The following is a 15,925-nucleotide window of genomic DNA, read 5'->3' on the forward strand; positions in this document are numbered from 1 at the left end:
GGAGTCAGGCATCCGTGCGTCCGTGACCGCGCCCTGAGCACTGTTCGTCCGTCCACGGACCCCACGGAGAGGACCGTCGATGTCCCCCGAGGCACTCCCACCGTCCCGCCGCTCCTTCCTCCGCACCAGCACCGGCGCGGCTCTCGGCCTGGGACTCGGTGCAGCGACAGCCGGCTGCGGCTTCCTGCCCGAGGATCCGAACGCCCACGGCGATCCCGACGCCCCGATCGATGTGCGCGTCGACGGGAACCTGATCTATTTCAACTGGGCCGACTTCGTCGATCCGGCCGTCTTCAAAGGGTTCGAGAAGGAGTACGGCGTCAAGGTCATCCAGTCGAACTTCGACTCGATGGAGGGCATGGCCGCCAAGCTCAACGCGGGAAACCGCTACGACCTGATCTTTCCGACGGCCAAGTGGGCCCAGCGGCTGACCGCGGGCCGCCGGCTGCGCCGGATCGACCACACCCGGCTGAAGAACGCCGAGTCCGTCTTCGGCACGTACGACTACTTCGCCGACCCCTGGTACGACGCCCACTCCGCCCACACCGTCCCGTTCACCATGTACAAGACGGGGATCGGCTGGCGGAAGGACCGCGTCGGCGAGCTCACCGGCTCCTGGGACGACCTGTGGAACCGGCGCGCCAAGGGCAAGGTCTTCGTGCTGGACGACCGTGACGAGGTACTCGGCCTGGGCGCGCTCAAGCTCGGCCTCGACGTCAGCACCGCCGACGAGAGCGACCTGGACCGCATCACCGACACCCTTCAGTCGCTCCGGCCCCATCTGCGGGGCTTCTCCAGCGACAGCTACAACAACCTGCTCAACGGCAACGCGGTGATGACCCAGGCGTGGAGCGGCGACATGGCGGCCATGCTCGGGCAGGCCAAGGACCCGTCCGTGCTGGGCTTCGAGGTCGCGAAGGAAGGCGCCCCCGTCAACTCCGACTGCTACGCCATCCCGTCCGACGCACGGCACCCCGGCACGGCGATGCTCTTCATCGACTACATGCTCCGCCCGGAGAACGTGAAGAGAAACATCGAGTACATCGGCTACCCGATGCCGGTCGGCGGCAGCGAGGACACCTACGCCGCCCTGGTGGAGCCCTTCCCGCAGTGCCTGGTCGGCGCAGACGACCTCAAGGACGAACTCTTCTTCCGCAACGGCAGCTCGAAGGGCGAACGCGCCCGCGACACCGCCTGGACCCATGTGAAGGCCGGCTGACATGGCACTACGCACCCCACCCGACGGCGGGAATCCCCTGGATCCGCCCGACCACCGGAAGCCCGCGTCCCCTGCCGACGGTGCGAAGCCCCCGTCCCGTCCCGACCGCGGGAGGTCCCGGCCCCGCCCCGGCTCCTCCGCCGCCGGCACCCGGCTGTGGACCTGGCTGATGATTCCCGGCACCCTCTGGATGACCGGCTTCCTCATCGCCTCGCTCGTGCTGGTCGCCGCGCTCGCGTTCGGCACCACCGATCCGCTCGGCAACCCGCAGTTCGGTCTCAACTTCGACAACATCGCGGCGATGGCCGACCCGGCCTACCGTGCGGTGCTGCTCCGCTCCCTCGGCTACGCACTGCTCACCTGCGCGATCTGCCTCCTGGTGGCCTATCCCGTCGCCTACGCCATCGCCCTGCACGGCGGCCGCTACAAGAACCTCCTGATCGCCGCCATCGTCGTGCCGTTCTTCGCCAACTACCTGGTGCGGATGTACGGCTGGTCCGTCGTCCTGTCCGACGACGGACCGCTGCTCCGAGCGCTGCGCGCCATGGGCCTCGCGGACGGGGACACCAAGATCCTCCAGACGGGCCCCGGAGTCGTCGCCGGACTCGTCTACGGCTTCATCGTGTTCATGATCATCCCGCTGTACGCGGCGCTGGAACGCATGGACGTCTCCCTCATCGAAGCGGGACGCGATCTGTACGGCGGCCCCTTGCGGACCTTCTTCTTCGTCACCCTGCCCGCCACCCGGCAAGGGGCGGCAGCCGGCTGCGTCCTTGTCTTCCTGCCCGCCATGGGCGACTTCGTGAGCGCCCAACTGATGGGAGGGCCCGACCAGATCATGATCGGCAACCTGATCCAGGACAAGTTCTTCCAGGGCCAGAACTGGCCGCTCGGCTCGGCACTCACCATGCTGATGATGGCGGTCCTGTTCGTCGGGATGATCGGCTACCTGCGCCGTACCCGCAAGGACGAGGCGGAGGCGGTCCGATGACCCTGCGTCCCGCCCTCCACCCGGTGCGCCGGCCGAGCCCCCGCACCGCCGCCGACACCACACCGCGCGGCGCGGGCAGGTCCGCCGCCTCCCGTCCGGGCCACTCCTCCCGCACCCGGCACCGCCGAGGCACCGACCGCAGGCCCCGCTTCGCGATCGCCGTCACGGCGCTGTTCTTCCTCCTCCTCTACCTCCCCATCGGCGTCGTCGTCCTCTTCTCCTTCAACTCCCAGAAGTCCCTGACCGTCTTCGAGGACTTCAGCCTCCGCTGGTACTCGGCGTTCTTCCGGGACGACGTCCTGCTGTCGTCACTCGGGATGAGCCTCCAGGTGGCCCTGGTCGCGATGGTGGGATCGCTGATCCTCGGCGTCGCCCTGGCCCTCGGTCTGGTCCGCTGCCGCAGCCGTCTCGGTTCCCTCGCCGGACTGGTCATGCTCGTCCCGCTGATCACCCCGGAGATCGTCACCGGTGTCGCGGCGATGCTGCTCTTCAAGGGCATGGGCATCACCCTGTCCACCGGCACCGTGATGCTCGCGGAGATCACCTTCTCCATCTCCTATGTGACCGTGATCCTCCGCTCCCGGATCGCGGCACTCAACCCGGAGGTGGAGGAAGCCGCGATGGACCTCGGCGCCACCCGCTGGCAGTCGCTCCGGCTGGTCACGCTGCCCGCCCTGCTGCCCAGCATCCTGGCCTCGGCGGTCCTCATCTTCGCCCTCGTCTTCGACGACTTCGTCCTCGCCTACTTCACCACCGGCGTGGAGCCCCAGCCGCTGTCCGTACGCATCTACTCGGCGATCCGGTTCGGTGTGCAGCCCACCATCAACGCCGTCGGGACCCTCATGCTGGCCGGCTCCGTCGGCCTCATCGTCCTGGCGCTGACGATCCCGCGCCTGTTCGGCCGCCGCGGCGGCCTCGATCTGCTCTCCGGGAAGTGACAGCCGTGACATCCACGACCTCCGCGGACACCTCGCCCGCAGTCCGCCTCGACGGCGTCAGCAAGAGCTACGCAGGCTCGTTCGCCGTGCACGAACTCTCCCTCGACATCGGGGCGGGCGAGTTCTTCTCGCTCCTCGGCCCCTCCGGCTGCGGCAAGACCACCTCGCTGCGGATGATCGGCGGCTTCACCGATCCCACCGACGGCACCATCCTGCTCGGCGGCGAGGACGTCACCTGCCTCCCGCCCAACCAGCGCAACGTCAACACCGTCTTCCAGAGCTACGCGCTCTTCGACCACCTCTCGGTCGCCGACAACGTGGCCTTCGGCCTCAAGCGCAAGGGCGTCGGCCGGAAGGAGATCCGCGAGCGCGTCGGCAACATGCTCGACCGCGTGCAGCTCGGCTCCCTCGCCGACCGCAAACCCCGCACCCTCTCCGGCGGTCAGCGCCAGCGCGTCGCCCTGGCCCGTGCCCTCGTCAACCGGCCCCAGGTCCTGCTGCTCGACGAGCCGCTGGCGGCGCTCGACCTCAAACTCCGCCGCCGGATGCAGGTCGAGCTCAAGCAGATCCAGCGCGAGATCGGCATCACCTTCGTCTTCGTCACCCACGACCAGGACGAGGCGCTGACCATGTCCGACCGGGTGGCCGTGATGAACGAGGGGCACGTCGAGCAGTGCGGCACTCCTGAGGACGTCTACGAACACCCGGCGAGCACCTTCGTGGCCTCCTTCATGGGGACGTCCAACCTGGTTCCCGGCACGTACCGTTCCGGCTCCGTCGTCGTCGACAAGGGCCCGTCGCTGCCCGTCGGCAGCCGCAGCGGAGTGACCGAGGGCAGCAACGTCAGTCTCTCCATCCGGCCCGAGAAGATCTGGCTCTCCGACTTCACCCCCGACATGGCCATGGTGAACGGCGTCATCCGGGAAACCGTTTACTCCGGCCCCACCACCACCTATCTCATCGAACTCGCCCCCGGCATCACCGTCTCCGTCCTGGAACAGAACACCGACCGCTCCCGTATGGAGGACCGCTGGAGCGGCGGCGAGAGCGTCGAGATCGGCTGGAGGCCCGAGCACTGTCTCGTGCTGGACGGTCACGCCGGACGCGAGAACACCGCACCCAGGGAGCGCGTATGAACCACGACGTCATCGTCCTGGGCGCGGGGCTGGCCGGACTCGCCGCGGCCCGCGACCTCGCCGCCGGCGGAGCGGACGTCCTCGTCGTCGAGGCACGCGACCGCGTCGGCGGCCGGGTGGAACAGACCCGCCTGCCCGACGGCCGGCTGGTCCAGCTCGGCGGCGAAGTGGTCGGCCGCGCCCACACCGCGTACCTCGCCCTCGCCGCGGAACTCGGTCTCACCCTGACCCCCAGCTATGTCGCCGAGCCGGGCGCCATGGCCCGTGCCACGCCGGAAGGCGTCTCCGCGGGCGACCCGCCGCACTGGTTCACCGGCGGGGACGACACCTGCCACCGCCGGGTCACCGCCGCCTTCACCGCCCTCGCCCGGACCGTCGACCCCGACGACCCGTGGTCCCACCCCGAAGCCGCCGCGCTGGACCGGCTCTCCGTCGCGGACTGGCTGCGCGGCGAAGGGGCGTCCCCCGGAGTCGTACGTCTGTGGGAGATCGGCCAACTCGCCCTCGCGAGCGGCTCCTACGAACGCACCTCGCTGCTCGCCGCCCTGCGCAAGAACGCCGCGGTGCCCGGCAGCGGGGACGGCGACCACTACGACTACGAGGACTGGGAAGGGCTGCGTGTCGCAGAAGGGTCGGCGACGGTCGCCCTGCGCATGGCGGAGGCACTGGGGGAGCGGATACGCCTCGGTGCACCGGTCGCGTCCGTCACCGTGGAACCGGGCAGGGTCGAGGTCGGTCTCGCCGGCGGGGAAACCCTCACCGCCGGGGCCGTCGTCAGCGCCCTTCCCGTCGGCCCCCTCCGATCGGTCACCGTCTCGGGTGTCTCCGACGAGCGCATGGCCTCGCTGCATCGTCAACGCCAGGCGGTCGCGGCCAAGTTCACCGCCGCCTACGACAAACCCTTCTGGCGCGGCCGCGACCTCAACGGACTGTCCGAGTGCGAAGGAGTCCTCGGCAGCACGTGGCCGCAGAGCGAGGGAATCCTCTCCGCCCTGATCCCCCCGGAGCGCTACGGCGTCCTGCTCGGCATGCCCTCGCACACCCGCGAGCACGAACTGCTCGGCGACATCGCCCGTCTCTACGGCGACGAGGCCCACCGACCGGTCGCCGCGTATCTGCGCCTGTGGGGCACCGACCCCTGGACGCAGGGTTATGTCACCCAGTGGACGCCGGGCGATGTCACGGGCGTCGGTCCTCTGCACGCCACCCACGAACCACCGTTCTACGTCTGCGGTTCCGACCAGTGGGTCGCCGGCTACATGGAAGGCGCGGTCCGCACGGGCCGTGCGGCAGCGAAGGAGGCACTCCGGCGTGGCTGAGACCCAGAAGCACTCCGAGATCCTCAACCACATCGGGGGCGCCGACCTGCCCGCCGCGTCCGGCGAGGTGACACAACTCGTCGACCCCGCCAGTGGCGAGACACATCGCAGCGCCCCGCGCTCCGGACCGGCCGATGTCCAGGCGGCCTGCGCCGCGGCGGCGGCGGCGTACGAGACCTGGTCCGTGACCACACCGGGCGAACGGCAGCGCGCCCTGTTGCACATCGCCGACGCGATGGAGGCACACGCGGACGACCTGGTGGCGGCGGAGGTGGGGGACACGGGCAAGCCCGCCGAGCTGTTCCGCGACGACGAACTCCCGGCGACCGTCGACGCGTTCCGCTTCTTCGCGGGAGCCGCGCGCGCTCTGCCGGGTGCCGCGGCGGGGGAGTACACCGAGGGCCGCACCTCCCTGCTGCGCCGCGAACCGATCGGTGTCTGCGCCCAGATCACCCCGTGGAACTACCCGCTGATGATGGCCGCGTGGAAGATCGCCCCCGCTCTGGCGGCGGGCAACACCACCGTGCTCAAGCCCGCCGACACCACGCCCTCGTCCGTCGCGCTGCTGGCGCGGATCGCCGCTGACCACCTGCCGCCGGGCGTACTGAACGTCCTGTGCGGCGACCGGGACACCGGCCGGGCCCTCATCTCCCATCCCGAGGTCCGGATGATCGCGGTCACGGGCAGCGTCCGCGCGGGCCGCGAGATCGCCGCGGCAGCCGCCGCCGACCTCAAACGCGTCCACCTGGAGCTCGGCGGCAACGCCCCCGTGATCGTGCACGACGACGTGGACATCGAGGCCACCGCCGCGGAGCTGGCCGCGGTCGCGTACTACAACGCGGGCCAGGACTGCACGGCACCGACACGGCTCCTCGTGCACACCCGGGTGTACGACGCGTTCGTGACCGCCCTCGCGGCGCACGCCGCGAAACAGCGCCCCGGAGCCGACTTCGGACCGCTCAACAGCGCCGGTCAGCTCGCCTCCGTGGAACGGCTGCTGAACGGGCTCCCCGCCCACGCCGAGATCGTCACCGGCGGCGCACGCCTCCGGCGCCCCGGCCACTTCCTCGAAGCCACCGTGATCGCCGGGGTCCGCCAGAGCGACGAGATCGTGCAGGAGGAGATCTTCGGGCCGGTCGTCACCGTGCAGCGCTTCACCGACGAGGACGAGGCGCTCCGCCTGGCCAACGACGTACGGTTCGGACTCGCCGCCAGTGTGTGGACCGCCGACCACGAGCGCGCCATGCGGGCAACCCGGGCCCTGCACACGGGGATCGTCTGGGTGAACACCCACGGCACGACGGTGTCCGAGATGCCGCACGGGGGAGTCAAGCACTCCGGGTACGGCAGCGATCTGTCGATGTCCGGCCTGCTGGACTACACGCAGGGCAAGCACGTGATGCTGTGACGGCGCCCGGGCCACCGCCGAGCCGCCATCGACGTACGGTCAGCCCCGGCCGAAGAACTCCTCCAGCACGACGGCCACCCCGTCGTCCGCGTTCGACGCGGTGTGCCGCCCCACCGCAGCCAGTACCGCCGGATGGGCATTGGCCATCGCGTAGCCGGTGCCCGCCCACTGGAGGATCGCCAGGTCGTTCGGCATGTCGCCGAAGGCGATGACGTCGCTCGCGTCGATGCCACGGACGGCACACAGCGCGGACAGCGTGCTCGCCTTGCTCACACCGGGTGCGCTGATCTCCAGCAGACCGCGGCCGCCGGAGTGCGTGAACTGCGCGACCCCGCCCGCCGACTCCTCCGCCGCGGCCAGCAGGAAGTCGGCGTCGAGCTGCGCCGACCAGGCGAGCAGCTTGGTGACGGGCACCTCCGTCAGCCACAGGTCCACCAGCGACGCCACCGCCACCTCGAAATCGGCGGCCCCTTCGAAGCGCAGCCCGAACCCCGGCTCGTACAGCAGGTGGTGTCCGGTCTCCAGGGCGAAACCCAGCCCGGGAGCGGCCGCCGCCAGGGCCGTGGCCACCTGGCGGGCCGTGGGCAGCGGCAGGACCCGTGTCTCGACGACGATCCGTGAGGCGACGTCGTAGACGAGGGCTCCGTTGCTGCACACGGCCGTGCCGACCAGGCCGGTCGCGGCGGTGAGCATGTCGACGAATCGAGGCGGCCGGGCCGTGACGAAGACGACCTCCGTACCGGCGGAAACGGCGGCCCGCAGGGCGCCCAGCGTGCGCGGCGACAGGACGCCGCCGGGACCGAGCAGCGTGCCGTCGAGGTCGGTGGCGATCAGCCGAGGACGGTTCATCGCCCGATGCTACCGAGCCGCCCTTCCCGGCTCACGCCTGCACTCCGTGACCGGTCACCTCTGCGGACAGGGAAACTCCTTGCCCTTCGGGCCCCACGTCCGGCGTACGTCGCCGCGTGTCACCGTGCCGCACAGCAGCTCCGTCGCCGGCTGCCCGTTGCTGCCCCGCAGCACCGCGAGGAGCTTGTCCTCCGTCACCCGACCACCGCCCGCCGCGCCGTGGGCGTCTATCCGGCCGGTCGCGCCGTCGAAACCGCCACCGCCCAGGCCCTGGTAGAGCACCCCCTGGAGCAGTCCGCGGTCGAGGCGGTCGTCGTGACCGCCGGTGGTGCGCCACGCCTGGTCGATGCCTTCGGCGAGATAGCGCAACGCGTCCCAGGCGAGCGCCACATGGCCGTCCTCGCGCATCGCCTTGGTGCTGGGTGTGCGGTCGGTGCTGTACGCACGGTCGTACGCGGCGAGGAAGGCCGCGGCCTCCGGGCTCTGCTTCGCCAGCGTGGGCGCGTAGCCGTGCGAGGCGTAGAAGAGGGTGAGGCCCTTGAAGTCGTCCCAGGGGCGCTGCTGTTCGGTGAGGGCATTGGTGACGTCGTCACCGCCGAGCACGCTGAGCTTCGGGCAGTCGCCGGAGAACCGGGAGATCTCCGCCAGGAACAACTGGAACTGACTGGCGCGAGCCGACCACACCACCGCCGTCCGCGGCTCCTTCTGGACCGCACGGCAGACCTCACGGGCCAGATCCTCCACGGTGGGCACCGGCCGGCCGCTCACGGCACCAGGGACGGGGTCCGGTTCCGGAGCGTCGTTCGGTGTGTAGAGGAGCACGTCGGTGCGGGCCGGACCGTAGGAGGAACGGAAGGAAGCGGCGAGGCTGTTGCTGTACGCGTCGGTCGCGTCCGCGACGAGGCTGACCCTCGCCGCCGTCCGTCCGCCCGTCATGGCGGCGCTCTTCGCGAACACGGCCATCAGTTCCGCCGCCCGGGAATCGGTGGGAGCCGTCTGGTAGTAGTGCTCGCCCTGACGGAGAAGCTCGTCGGCCGTGCCCGAGGTACCGACCATCGGGATGCCGGCCTTGTCGAGAACGCGTATCGCGTCGTACGTCTTGCGCCGGCTCTGCCCGAAGCCGACGACACCCGCGATGGAGGGGTCCCGCGCCGCGAGTTCCGCGATCCGCTCGGCGACGGCGGGCGCGTCCTTGAACCGGTCACCGGCGTTGGCGGCCAGTACTCGCAGCGGTACGCGTTCGCCCGACCGCAATGCCTGGGCGTTGATGTGCTGCTGTGCCAGCGCGATTCCGCGCAGCTCGGCCAGGGTGCCGCCGCGCACGGGGTCCTCGGCGTCCTTGCCGCCGGTGAGCGGCCCGAAGTAGACGACGGTACGGCGGCCGGGCCGGCGGTCGTCGGCGCGCCTGCCCGCGAGCTCGGTGTCGACCTCCCCGTTCTGCCGCTCGATCTGCTGAAGCACGGCCCGTACGGCCTGCTCGCTGGGCCCTCTGCCGAAGCCCGCCGCGCCCTCGGCGACACCCACGCACTGCCCGTCCGTGCCGAGGAACGTGGAGCCCTGGCACGGATCGTCGTCGTCGCCGCCCCGGACATCCGGTACGAGGACGAGGGCGGCCGCGACCGCGAGCGCCACGGTGCCGACCCCGAGAACGCCGGCCACCTCCGCTCCCGGCCCCCAGCGCGGCGACGGTGTCACCAGCGTCGGCCAGCGGCCCAGCCAGTAGACCGCCGCCTGATCGTCCTCGGGGACCTCCGTCACCGGGACGACGATGCCCGTCGGCTGCCCCGGCGTCATCCCGCGCCGCTCGATGTTGATCAGCTCCGCGCCGGCATGCGCGAGACCGGTGGCGTCGATGTCCGGGATTCGCGAGGCGAGCGAGCGCACGCCGCCCGCGACGGCGAACACCGAGGTGCAGCGCAGATCCTCCATCGCGGAGCGCAACTCGCGCAGGAAACGCTGGACGCGCGAGTCGGCGGGACCGGCCTCGTCGAAGAGCAGCACGAAACGGGTGGTGCGCCTGCGCCGCCAGGGGTTGAACATCCGGGAACGGCACGCCTGGTCGAGATCGGCGAGCAGGGCGTGCATCAGCACCCGGTCCATCCGCTCCGGCTCCGTGGCCGGTTCACCGTGCACGAGATCGAGGGCGGAGCGGAAGAAGTCCGTGGGCGGGCTGCCGTGCTGGCGCCGTACCCACTCCGCGTACCAGCTGCGGCTGCGGGCCCGGCCGAGCATGCGCCGGTTGGCGCGCCAGCTGTAGAGGGCGCGCGGCAGCCGCTGGAAGAGCGGGCCGGCGATGAAGTTCCACAGCAGTTCGAGGAGCGTGCCACCGCTGGCCTGGTCACGGCCGCCGAGCCACCACAGAGTCTGCGCGGTACGGGACCAGTTGCGGTGCTCCGCGTAGCAGTGGTTGCGCAGTTCGGCGTGGCGTCGTTCCATCAGGCCCTCGATGGCGGGGGCGGTCACGACGGAACGGAGCAACCGGTAGCTGTGCAGCCGCAGTTCGCCGGTGCCGGGCGGCATCGTCTCCGCGAGCTGAAGGGTCAGATGCTCGAAGAGTTCGAGCGGCGGCGGATCCGCCCCGTCCGGGATCTGCGGAATGTACGCGTGCGGTGCGAGGACTTCGCTGCGGCCCCGCATCCGGGACCGCAGTCCGGCGACGATCCGTCGCCCGGCACTTCCGTCGCCCGGCTCGCTGAGCAGGACGACCGGCACTCTGCTGCGGCTGCGCCGCGGCTGCACCACCAGCTTGTCGAAGGCGTCGATGAAGCGTTCGACGCCCGGATAGGCCGGAATGCGGTTCTGTGGATCCCCCGTCGACATGAGCAGGCCCCTCTCCCGTTCCCCCGAGGAACATGAGTCATTCCCGCTGACTGCCGTATGAAAGCACGGAGTTGGATCACGGCGTGGGACAACTCCGAGCCAAGCATGTGCCAACTGCGGGGCGGGGCCGGGAGGTTTGCCTCAGAGCGTCTCGGCCAGGGAGTCCGCCAGTCGTCTGCGCGCCGCCCTGGTGGCGGGGAGCGCCGCTGCCGCGACGGCGCCCAGCACGGCCCCGGCGGCCACCGAGGCGAGCAGGAGCGCGGGCGGGGCATGAGCGATGCCCGCGCCCATACCGCTGGAGCGGCCCTGGACGTCGACCAGCCAGCTGCCCGACAGCACCCCGAGCCCGGTACCCAGCGCGGCGGCCAGCAGCGCCGTGAACCCGGCGGCCGTCACGATCGCCGCGCTGATCTGGCGCGGAGTGAGCCCGATCGCCTTGAGCGCGAGGAGGTCGCGGCCCCGGTCGCGTACCCCCGTGCCGATGACCGTCAGCAGCTCGGTGAGTCCGATGAGCGCCAGCACACCGATCAGCGTCGCGATCACCCCTCGCGCCGGCTCCAGACGGTCCGCCGGATTCGGTGTCTCGCGGATCTCCAGGGCCCCGCCGGCCGCCGCGGCGAGCGAGTCGCTCACGGCGCGCGGGTCGGCGCCGGGGCGCAGCACGAGATGGTAGAAGTCGGGCCGCAGAGCGGGGTCGCGTTCGGCCAGGGTGTCCACCGTCGTCGAGATCACCCGGCCGCCCGCCTCGGGTTCGATGCTCCGCCCGACGATGTGCAGAATCTGCGGCCGCCCCTCGACGGTCATGCGCACCCAGTCACCGACCCGGACGTCCAGCAGGTCGAGCAGACCCTGTCCGGCGACGGCCTCGTCCGGCCCGTCGGCCGCCCGTCCCTCGACCACCGTGAAGGGATAGGGGGAGCGGGCGGTGCCGAGACCGCGCAGCGTGATGGTGCCGGTCTGCCCCGGTACGAGGGCGGCGACCTCCACGCCGGGATGGACGGCGGCGACGGCCGGCGGGGCGGTCAACGCCCGGTCGAGCTGCTGCCCTGACGGGCTGCCGGGCTGCTCGGCCCGTACGGTCAGCGCCGCGGGCACGCCCATGTCGGCGGGGCGGCTGCGGAACACGTCCAGCGTGGACCAGGCGACCAGGGCCACCGTGATCAGCAGCAACGGGAGCGCGAGGCGGGCCACCGTCAGCAGGGTGCGCGCACGCCGGGGGAACGCGGCCCGCCACCCGAGCACCAGCGCGGGCGGCACTCGCAGGCCGAGAGCCCGCCGGCCGAGGCCGGTCATGGGCGAGGCCGACGGAAGCGCGGACCGCGCCATCGGGACCGGCGGGACGCGGCCCGCACGCCAGGCGGCGAGCGTGGTGGCGGCGGCGATCAGCAGGACCGCGCCGCTCGGAACGCCGATCATCAGGGCCGTGTGACCGGGCAGGTCCTGCCAGACACCGGCCGCCTCACCGATCCGGCCGGGTATCCGGGAGCCCAGGAGGGCGATCGCGGCGGTGCCGAGCGCGACACCGAGCAGGGCGCACGCGAGGTGCTGGAGCAGAAAGCCGCGGACCACCTGGCCGGGGGTGAAACCGATCGCCTTGAGGATGGAGATGTCCCGCAGCTGACCGCGGATCCGGGCGCCGATCGCTCCGGACGCGGCGAGAGCGGCGGCCAGCAGGGCGCCCAGGCCGAACACGGCGAACAACTGCCCGAGCAGCCGGTCGTCGCTGCCGGCCTCGGCCCGTGCCTGCTGCCACTTGGTCACTTCGGCGACCCGGTCCGCGCCGAGCAGCGTCACGGCCTGCTGGACGGTGAAGTCGAGATCGGCGGGGTCGTTCAGCCGCAGTCCCACGCTCTGCGAGGTGCTGCGGGGAGCGACCTGGTCGAGCGTGCCGGGCAGCACCCAGCCGATGCCGGGTTCGCCCCCGGGCCGGTAGCGAGGTTCCGCGGCCTCGGCCACTCCGGCGACCCGCAGGGTGCGCGAGGCCCCGTCCGGACCCTTCACGGTCAGGCTGTCACCCGGCTCTGCCCACAGAACACGGGCGACGGAACTCTCCAGCACCACACCGCCCGCGCCGGCGTCGAGCCAGTGGCCTGTGGTGACCAGCGGCCGGGCGACCTCGGGAGGCTGGATCCCGGTCGCGCGCAGGGACACGCTCGCCCGTACGCCACGGGACTCCAGCGTCGCCTTCCCGGTGCGGTACGGGCCCGAGACGCCGGCGACCTCTTCGAGGTCGGACAGCTTCGACAGGGCGTCGGTGTCCGCCGCGGCCCGGGTGTGGAGCCAGACATGGGCTCCGTCGGACTGGGTGAAGATCCGCTGCCAGGGGTTGGCGGCATAGCTGAACAGGGCCACGGCGAGCAGGAGCGAACCGATGATCCCGGCGCCGGCGAGGACGACGAAGACCGCCTGCCCGCGATGGGCCCGCAGATCGGCGTGCGCCCAGCGAAGTGTGGCCCGCACGCTCACTCCTTCAGTTCGAGCACACCGGAGACTCCGGCACCCGTGGCGCGTGACCCCGCCCCGAGTGCCGCGTCGTCGGCTATTCGCCCGTCGAAGAAGCTGATGACGCGGTCGGCCGCGCTGGCCATCCGCGCGTCATGGGTGACCAGCAGAATCGTCTGGCCACGCTGGTGGAAGCGGGAGAGCAGCCGCAGCACCTCGCGGGTGCCCTTGCTGTCCAGGCTGCCCGCCGGTTCGTCGGCGAGCAGCAGCGCCGGATGGTTCACCAGTGCCCGGGCCAGCGCCACCCGCTGCTGCTCACCGCCGGAGAGTTCACCGGGCATGGAGCGTTCCCGGCCTTCGAGACCGAGTTCGCTGAGCAGTTCGGCCCGGCTCTCCCGGGCTGCCCTGGGCGAGGCGCCCGCCAGCAGGGCGGGCAGTTCCACGTTGTCGGCGACCGTGAGGTCGGAGACCAGATTGAAGAACTGGAAGACGATGCCGATGCTGCGACGGCGCAGCATCGCCCAGCGGGCCTCGCGATAGCCGTCCACCTGGCGTCCGTCGAGCCAGAGACTTCCGCTGTCCGGCCGCTGAAGTCCGCCGATGAGATGGAGCAGTGTGGATTTGCCCGCGCCGGAGGGTCCGGTGACGGCGACGAACTCTCCGGGCTGGACCACGAGATCCACCCCGCGCACGGCCGGTACCGGGGCGCCTTCGCCGTGGTGGGTCTTGGTCAGGCCCTCGGCGCGCACGATCGGTACGACGCCCCGCTCGCCGGGCGTGCCCGGCTCGGCGGGAGTGGCGTCGTCGCTCATTCCAGCTCCTCCTGACAGCGTTCGAGCCAGTCGAGGTCGGCCTGCAGATGCAGCATCGCGCCTTCGATCAGCAGCTGGGAGACCCGGTTGTCCCGGTCCTCGGCCGCCGCGAGCTTCGACAGGTCCCGCATGGTGTTCAGATACTGCCGACGCTGTTTGTTGATCAGCACGATCGGGTCGGCCAGTCCGGACTCCGGGGCGAGGGCGATCTTCATGAAGAACTCGTCCCGGACCCTCGGCTCGTCGGTGGTCTCCTCGAACCAGGCCAGTACCGCCTCGTGCCCGGCATCGGTGAGCCGGTAGGTGCGCTTGTTGGGCCTGCCGGCCTGTTCGACGTCCTCGCCGGCGATCAGACCGGCCTTTTCCAGCCGCCCCAGGGTGACATAGATCTGGCCGACGTTCGGCTGAGGGTACGCGGCGCCCAGGAGCTTCTCAAGGTCCTGCTTGAGCTCGTAACCGTGCGCCGGTCCACGGGTGAGGAGAGCCAGGAGCGGCAGCCGCACGCGCTCCCTCCCTCCGAGGTCCGTAGTCTCTTGTTGCTCGGACGCGGGGTGTGGTTCGTGCCACCCGCCTTCTCTGCCTGGACGTCTAGTATCGCCCATGCCTAACGGGTATACATAGGCCACATTGAACGGCGTCGTGGCCGGATCGGTGTACCGGGAGGAACCTATGCGGTGGATGCATGCCGCGGGTAGGGGGCTCCTCGTACTCGCCGTACTGCTCGCGGGATACGCGGGCTTCGGGAGCCGTGCGAGCCCGGAGGGTGACGGCCGCGGTCCCATGACGCTGGTGACGGCGGGCGATCTGACCGAGTACCTCGGTCCGCTGCTGGACGACTGGAACAGCGCACACCCGCAGGAACGGGTGACCCTGGTCGAGCTGCCGGACTCGGCGGACGAGACCCGGGCGCAGATGACCAGCGAACTGCGCTCCGGCAGTGACCGTTTCGACGTGCTGAACATCGACGTCGCCTGGACCTCGGAGTTCGCCGCCGCAGGCTGGATCTCCCCGCTGGAGCGGGACAAGTTCCCACTGGACAGCTTCCTTGCGCCGGTGGTCGACACGGCCACCTTCGACAGCCGTCTGTACGCGGTCCCGTATGTCACCAATGCCGGATTGCTGTACTACCGCAAGGACATCCTGGAGAAGGCGGGCGAACAGCCGCCCCGCACCTGGGCGGAGCTCGCCCGGCAGGCCAGGACCCTCGCCCCCCGTTACGGCCTGGACGGCTATGCCGGCCAGTTCCTGCCGTACGAGGGGCTGACGGTGAACGCCACCGAAGCCGTCCACTCGGCGGGCGGTTCGATCCTCCGCGACGACGGCGCCCGGGTCACGGTGGACTCGGCGGCGGCCCGGGACGGACTGGAGTTCCTGGCGAGCGGGGTGCGCGAGGGGTGGATCTCCCCCGAAGCCCGTGACTACAAGGAGGAGGAGTCCCGGCAGGCCTTCCAGGACGGCAGGCTGCTCTTCCTGCGGAACTGGCCGTACGTCCACTCGGAGGCCAACGCCCCCGGGTCGAAGGTCGCGGGAAAGTTCGGTGCCGTGCCTCTGCCGGGCCCGGACGGTCCCGGCACCAGTGTGCTCGGCGGCTCCAATCTCGCCGTGAGCAGTCACTCGCGCCATCCGGAGTCGGCCGCCGATCTGATCGCCTATCTGACCAGTGAGCGCGTTCAGCGTCAGGTGCTGACGGAGGGCTCGCTGCCGCCGGTGCGCGCGGACCTGTACGAGGATCCCGCGCTGATCCGCGCGTACCCGTATCTGCCCACGCTGCGCCAGAGCGTGCTGGCGGCCGAGCCGAGGCCCAAGAGTCCGCGGTACGACCAGGTGAGCCTCGCGGTGCAGGCCGTCGTGCAGGACGTCATGGCACTGCGGGAGACGCCCGCGCAGGCCACGGTGCGACTGTCCCGCGAACTGGGTTCCATCGCCCGCAGACAGTGACCCCTCTCTGCTCCCTCTGAACGGCTTGCTACTTACATGTTAAGTAGCAAGCC

General features: G+C 71.0%; 12 protein-coding genes. 7 read left to right on the forward strand and 5 right to left on the reverse strand.

Annotated elements, in window-relative coordinates; translation table 11 throughout:
- Window positions 1-79 precede the first annotated feature (79 nt).
- From ACFWU3_RS18595 to ACFWU3_RS18620, 6 genes are read left to right on the forward strand one after another with little or no spacing between them, the layout of a single operon-like run.
- Window positions 80-1,219, forward strand: a complete 1,140-nt coding sequence (locus ACFWU3_RS18595; protein WP_384438266.1) for a spermidine/putrescine ABC transporter substrate-binding protein — start codon at window positions 80-82, stop codon at window positions 1,217-1,219.
- A gap of 1 nt (window position 1,220) precedes the next feature.
- A complete protein-coding gene (locus tag ACFWU3_RS18600) occupies window positions 1,221-2,210 on the forward strand; it encodes an ABC transporter permease (RefSeq protein ID WP_384438269.1) in 990 nt (329 codons plus the stop codon).
- On the forward strand, window positions 2,207-3,148 hold the full coding sequence (locus ACFWU3_RS18605; protein ID WP_384438272.1) for an ABC transporter permease: 942 nt from the start codon (window positions 2,207-2,209) through the stop codon (window positions 3,146-3,148). Before ACFWU3_RS18600 ends, ACFWU3_RS18605 begins: the two co-directional genes overlap by 4 nt.
- On the forward strand, window positions 3,145-4,284 hold the full coding sequence (locus ACFWU3_RS18610) for an ABC transporter ATP-binding protein (protein ID WP_384438275.1): 1,140 nt from the start codon (window positions 3,145-3,147) through the stop codon (window positions 4,282-4,284). The genes ACFWU3_RS18605 and ACFWU3_RS18610 overlap by 4 nt, the downstream gene beginning before the upstream one ends.
- The gene (locus ACFWU3_RS18615; protein ID WP_384438278.1) at window positions 4,281-5,603 is read left to right on the forward strand and encodes a flavin monoamine oxidase family protein; all 1,323 of its coding nucleotides are present in this window, start codon (window positions 4,281-4,283) and stop codon (window positions 5,601-5,603) included. The genes ACFWU3_RS18610 and ACFWU3_RS18615 overlap by 4 nt, the downstream gene beginning before the upstream one ends.
- Complete coding sequence (locus ACFWU3_RS18620) at window positions 5,596-7,011, forward strand: aminobutyraldehyde dehydrogenase (RefSeq protein ID WP_384438281.1); 1,416 nt, start codon at window positions 5,596-5,598, stop codon at window positions 7,009-7,011. The genes ACFWU3_RS18615 and ACFWU3_RS18620 overlap by 8 nt, the downstream gene beginning before the upstream one ends.
- A gap of 39 nt (window positions 7,012-7,050) precedes the next feature.
- On the opposite strand, the gene ACFWU3_RS18625 is transcribed toward ACFWU3_RS18620, so the two are convergent.
- From ACFWU3_RS18625 to ACFWU3_RS18645, 5 genes are all read right to left on the reverse strand, one after another.
- Window positions 7,051-7,860 carry an HAD family hydrolase gene (locus ACFWU3_RS18625; protein WP_384438284.1) on the reverse strand — a complete coding sequence of 270 codons (810 nt, stop codon included), beginning with the start codon at window positions 7,858-7,860 and terminating at the stop codon, window positions 7,051-7,053.
- A gap of 54 nt (window positions 7,861-7,914) precedes the next feature.
- Entirely contained in the window at window positions 7,915-10,680 is a 2,766-nt protein-coding gene (locus ACFWU3_RS18630; RefSeq protein WP_384438287.1) for an ABC transporter substrate-binding protein, read from the reverse strand.
- A 141-nt stretch (window positions 10,681-10,821) separates the two neighbouring features.
- Window positions 10,822-13,140 (reverse strand): FtsX-like permease family protein, encoded by a 2,319-nt coding sequence (locus ACFWU3_RS18635; RefSeq protein ID WP_384438290.1) that lies wholly within the window; start codon window positions 13,138-13,140, stop codon window positions 10,822-10,824.
- A gap of 2 nt (window positions 13,141-13,142) precedes the next feature.
- Window positions 13,143-13,934 (reverse strand): ABC transporter ATP-binding protein, encoded by a 792-nt coding sequence (locus ACFWU3_RS18640; protein ID WP_384438293.1) that lies wholly within the window; start codon window positions 13,932-13,934, stop codon window positions 13,143-13,145.
- Complete coding sequence (locus ACFWU3_RS18645) at window positions 13,931-14,437, reverse strand: PadR family transcriptional regulator (protein ID WP_352208019.1); 507 nt, start codon at window positions 14,435-14,437, stop codon at window positions 13,931-13,933. The genes ACFWU3_RS18640 and ACFWU3_RS18645 overlap by 4 nt, the downstream gene beginning before the upstream one ends.
- Window positions 14,438-14,603: 166 nt before the next feature.
- Between ACFWU3_RS18645 and ACFWU3_RS18650 the strand changes: the two genes are divergently transcribed.
- Window positions 14,604-15,872: an ABC transporter substrate-binding protein gene (locus ACFWU3_RS18650; protein ID WP_384438297.1), complete on the forward strand. Its 1,269-nt coding sequence runs from the start codon at window positions 14,604-14,606 to the stop codon at window positions 15,870-15,872.
- Window positions 15,873-15,925: the final 53 nt, after the last annotated feature.

Origin of the sequence: Streptomyces sp. NPDC058685 (assembly GCF_042714725.1) — a bacterium.
In the GTDB taxonomy this organism is placed as follows: Bacteria; Actinomycetota; Actinomycetes; order Streptomycetales; family Streptomycetaceae; genus Streptomyces.

Bases quoted from the DNA above. Each gene is read 5' to 3' on its own strand.
- ACFWU3_RS18640 (WP_384438293.1), bottom strand. From the start codon at position 13,934: ATGAGCGACGACGCCACTCCCGCCGAGCCGGGCACGCCCGGCGAGCGG.
- ACFWU3_RS18630 (WP_384438287.1), bottom strand. From the start codon at position 10,680: ATGTCGACGGGGGATCCACAGAACCGCATTCCGGCCTATCCGGGCGTC.
- ACFWU3_RS18605 (WP_384438272.1), top strand. From the start codon at position 2,207: ATGACCCTGCGTCCCGCCCTCCACCCGGTGCGCCGGCCGAGCCCCCGC.
- ACFWU3_RS18595 (WP_384438266.1), top strand. From the start codon at position 80: ATGTCCCCCGAGGCACTCCCACCGTCCCGCCGCTCCTTCCTCCGCACC.
- ACFWU3_RS18650 (WP_384438297.1), top strand. From the start codon at position 14,604: ATGCGGTGGATGCATGCCGCGGGTAGGGGGCTCCTCGTACTCGCCGTA.
- ACFWU3_RS18625 (WP_384438284.1), bottom strand. From the start codon at position 7,860: ATGAACCGTCCTCGGCTGATCGCCACCGACCTCGACGGCACGCTGCTC.
- ACFWU3_RS18600 (WP_384438269.1), top strand. From the start codon at position 1,221: ATGGCACTACGCACCCCACCCGACGGCGGGAATCCCCTGGATCCGCCC.
- ACFWU3_RS18615 (WP_384438278.1), top strand. From the start codon at position 4,281: ATGAACCACGACGTCATCGTCCTGGGCGCGGGGCTGGCCGGACTCGCC.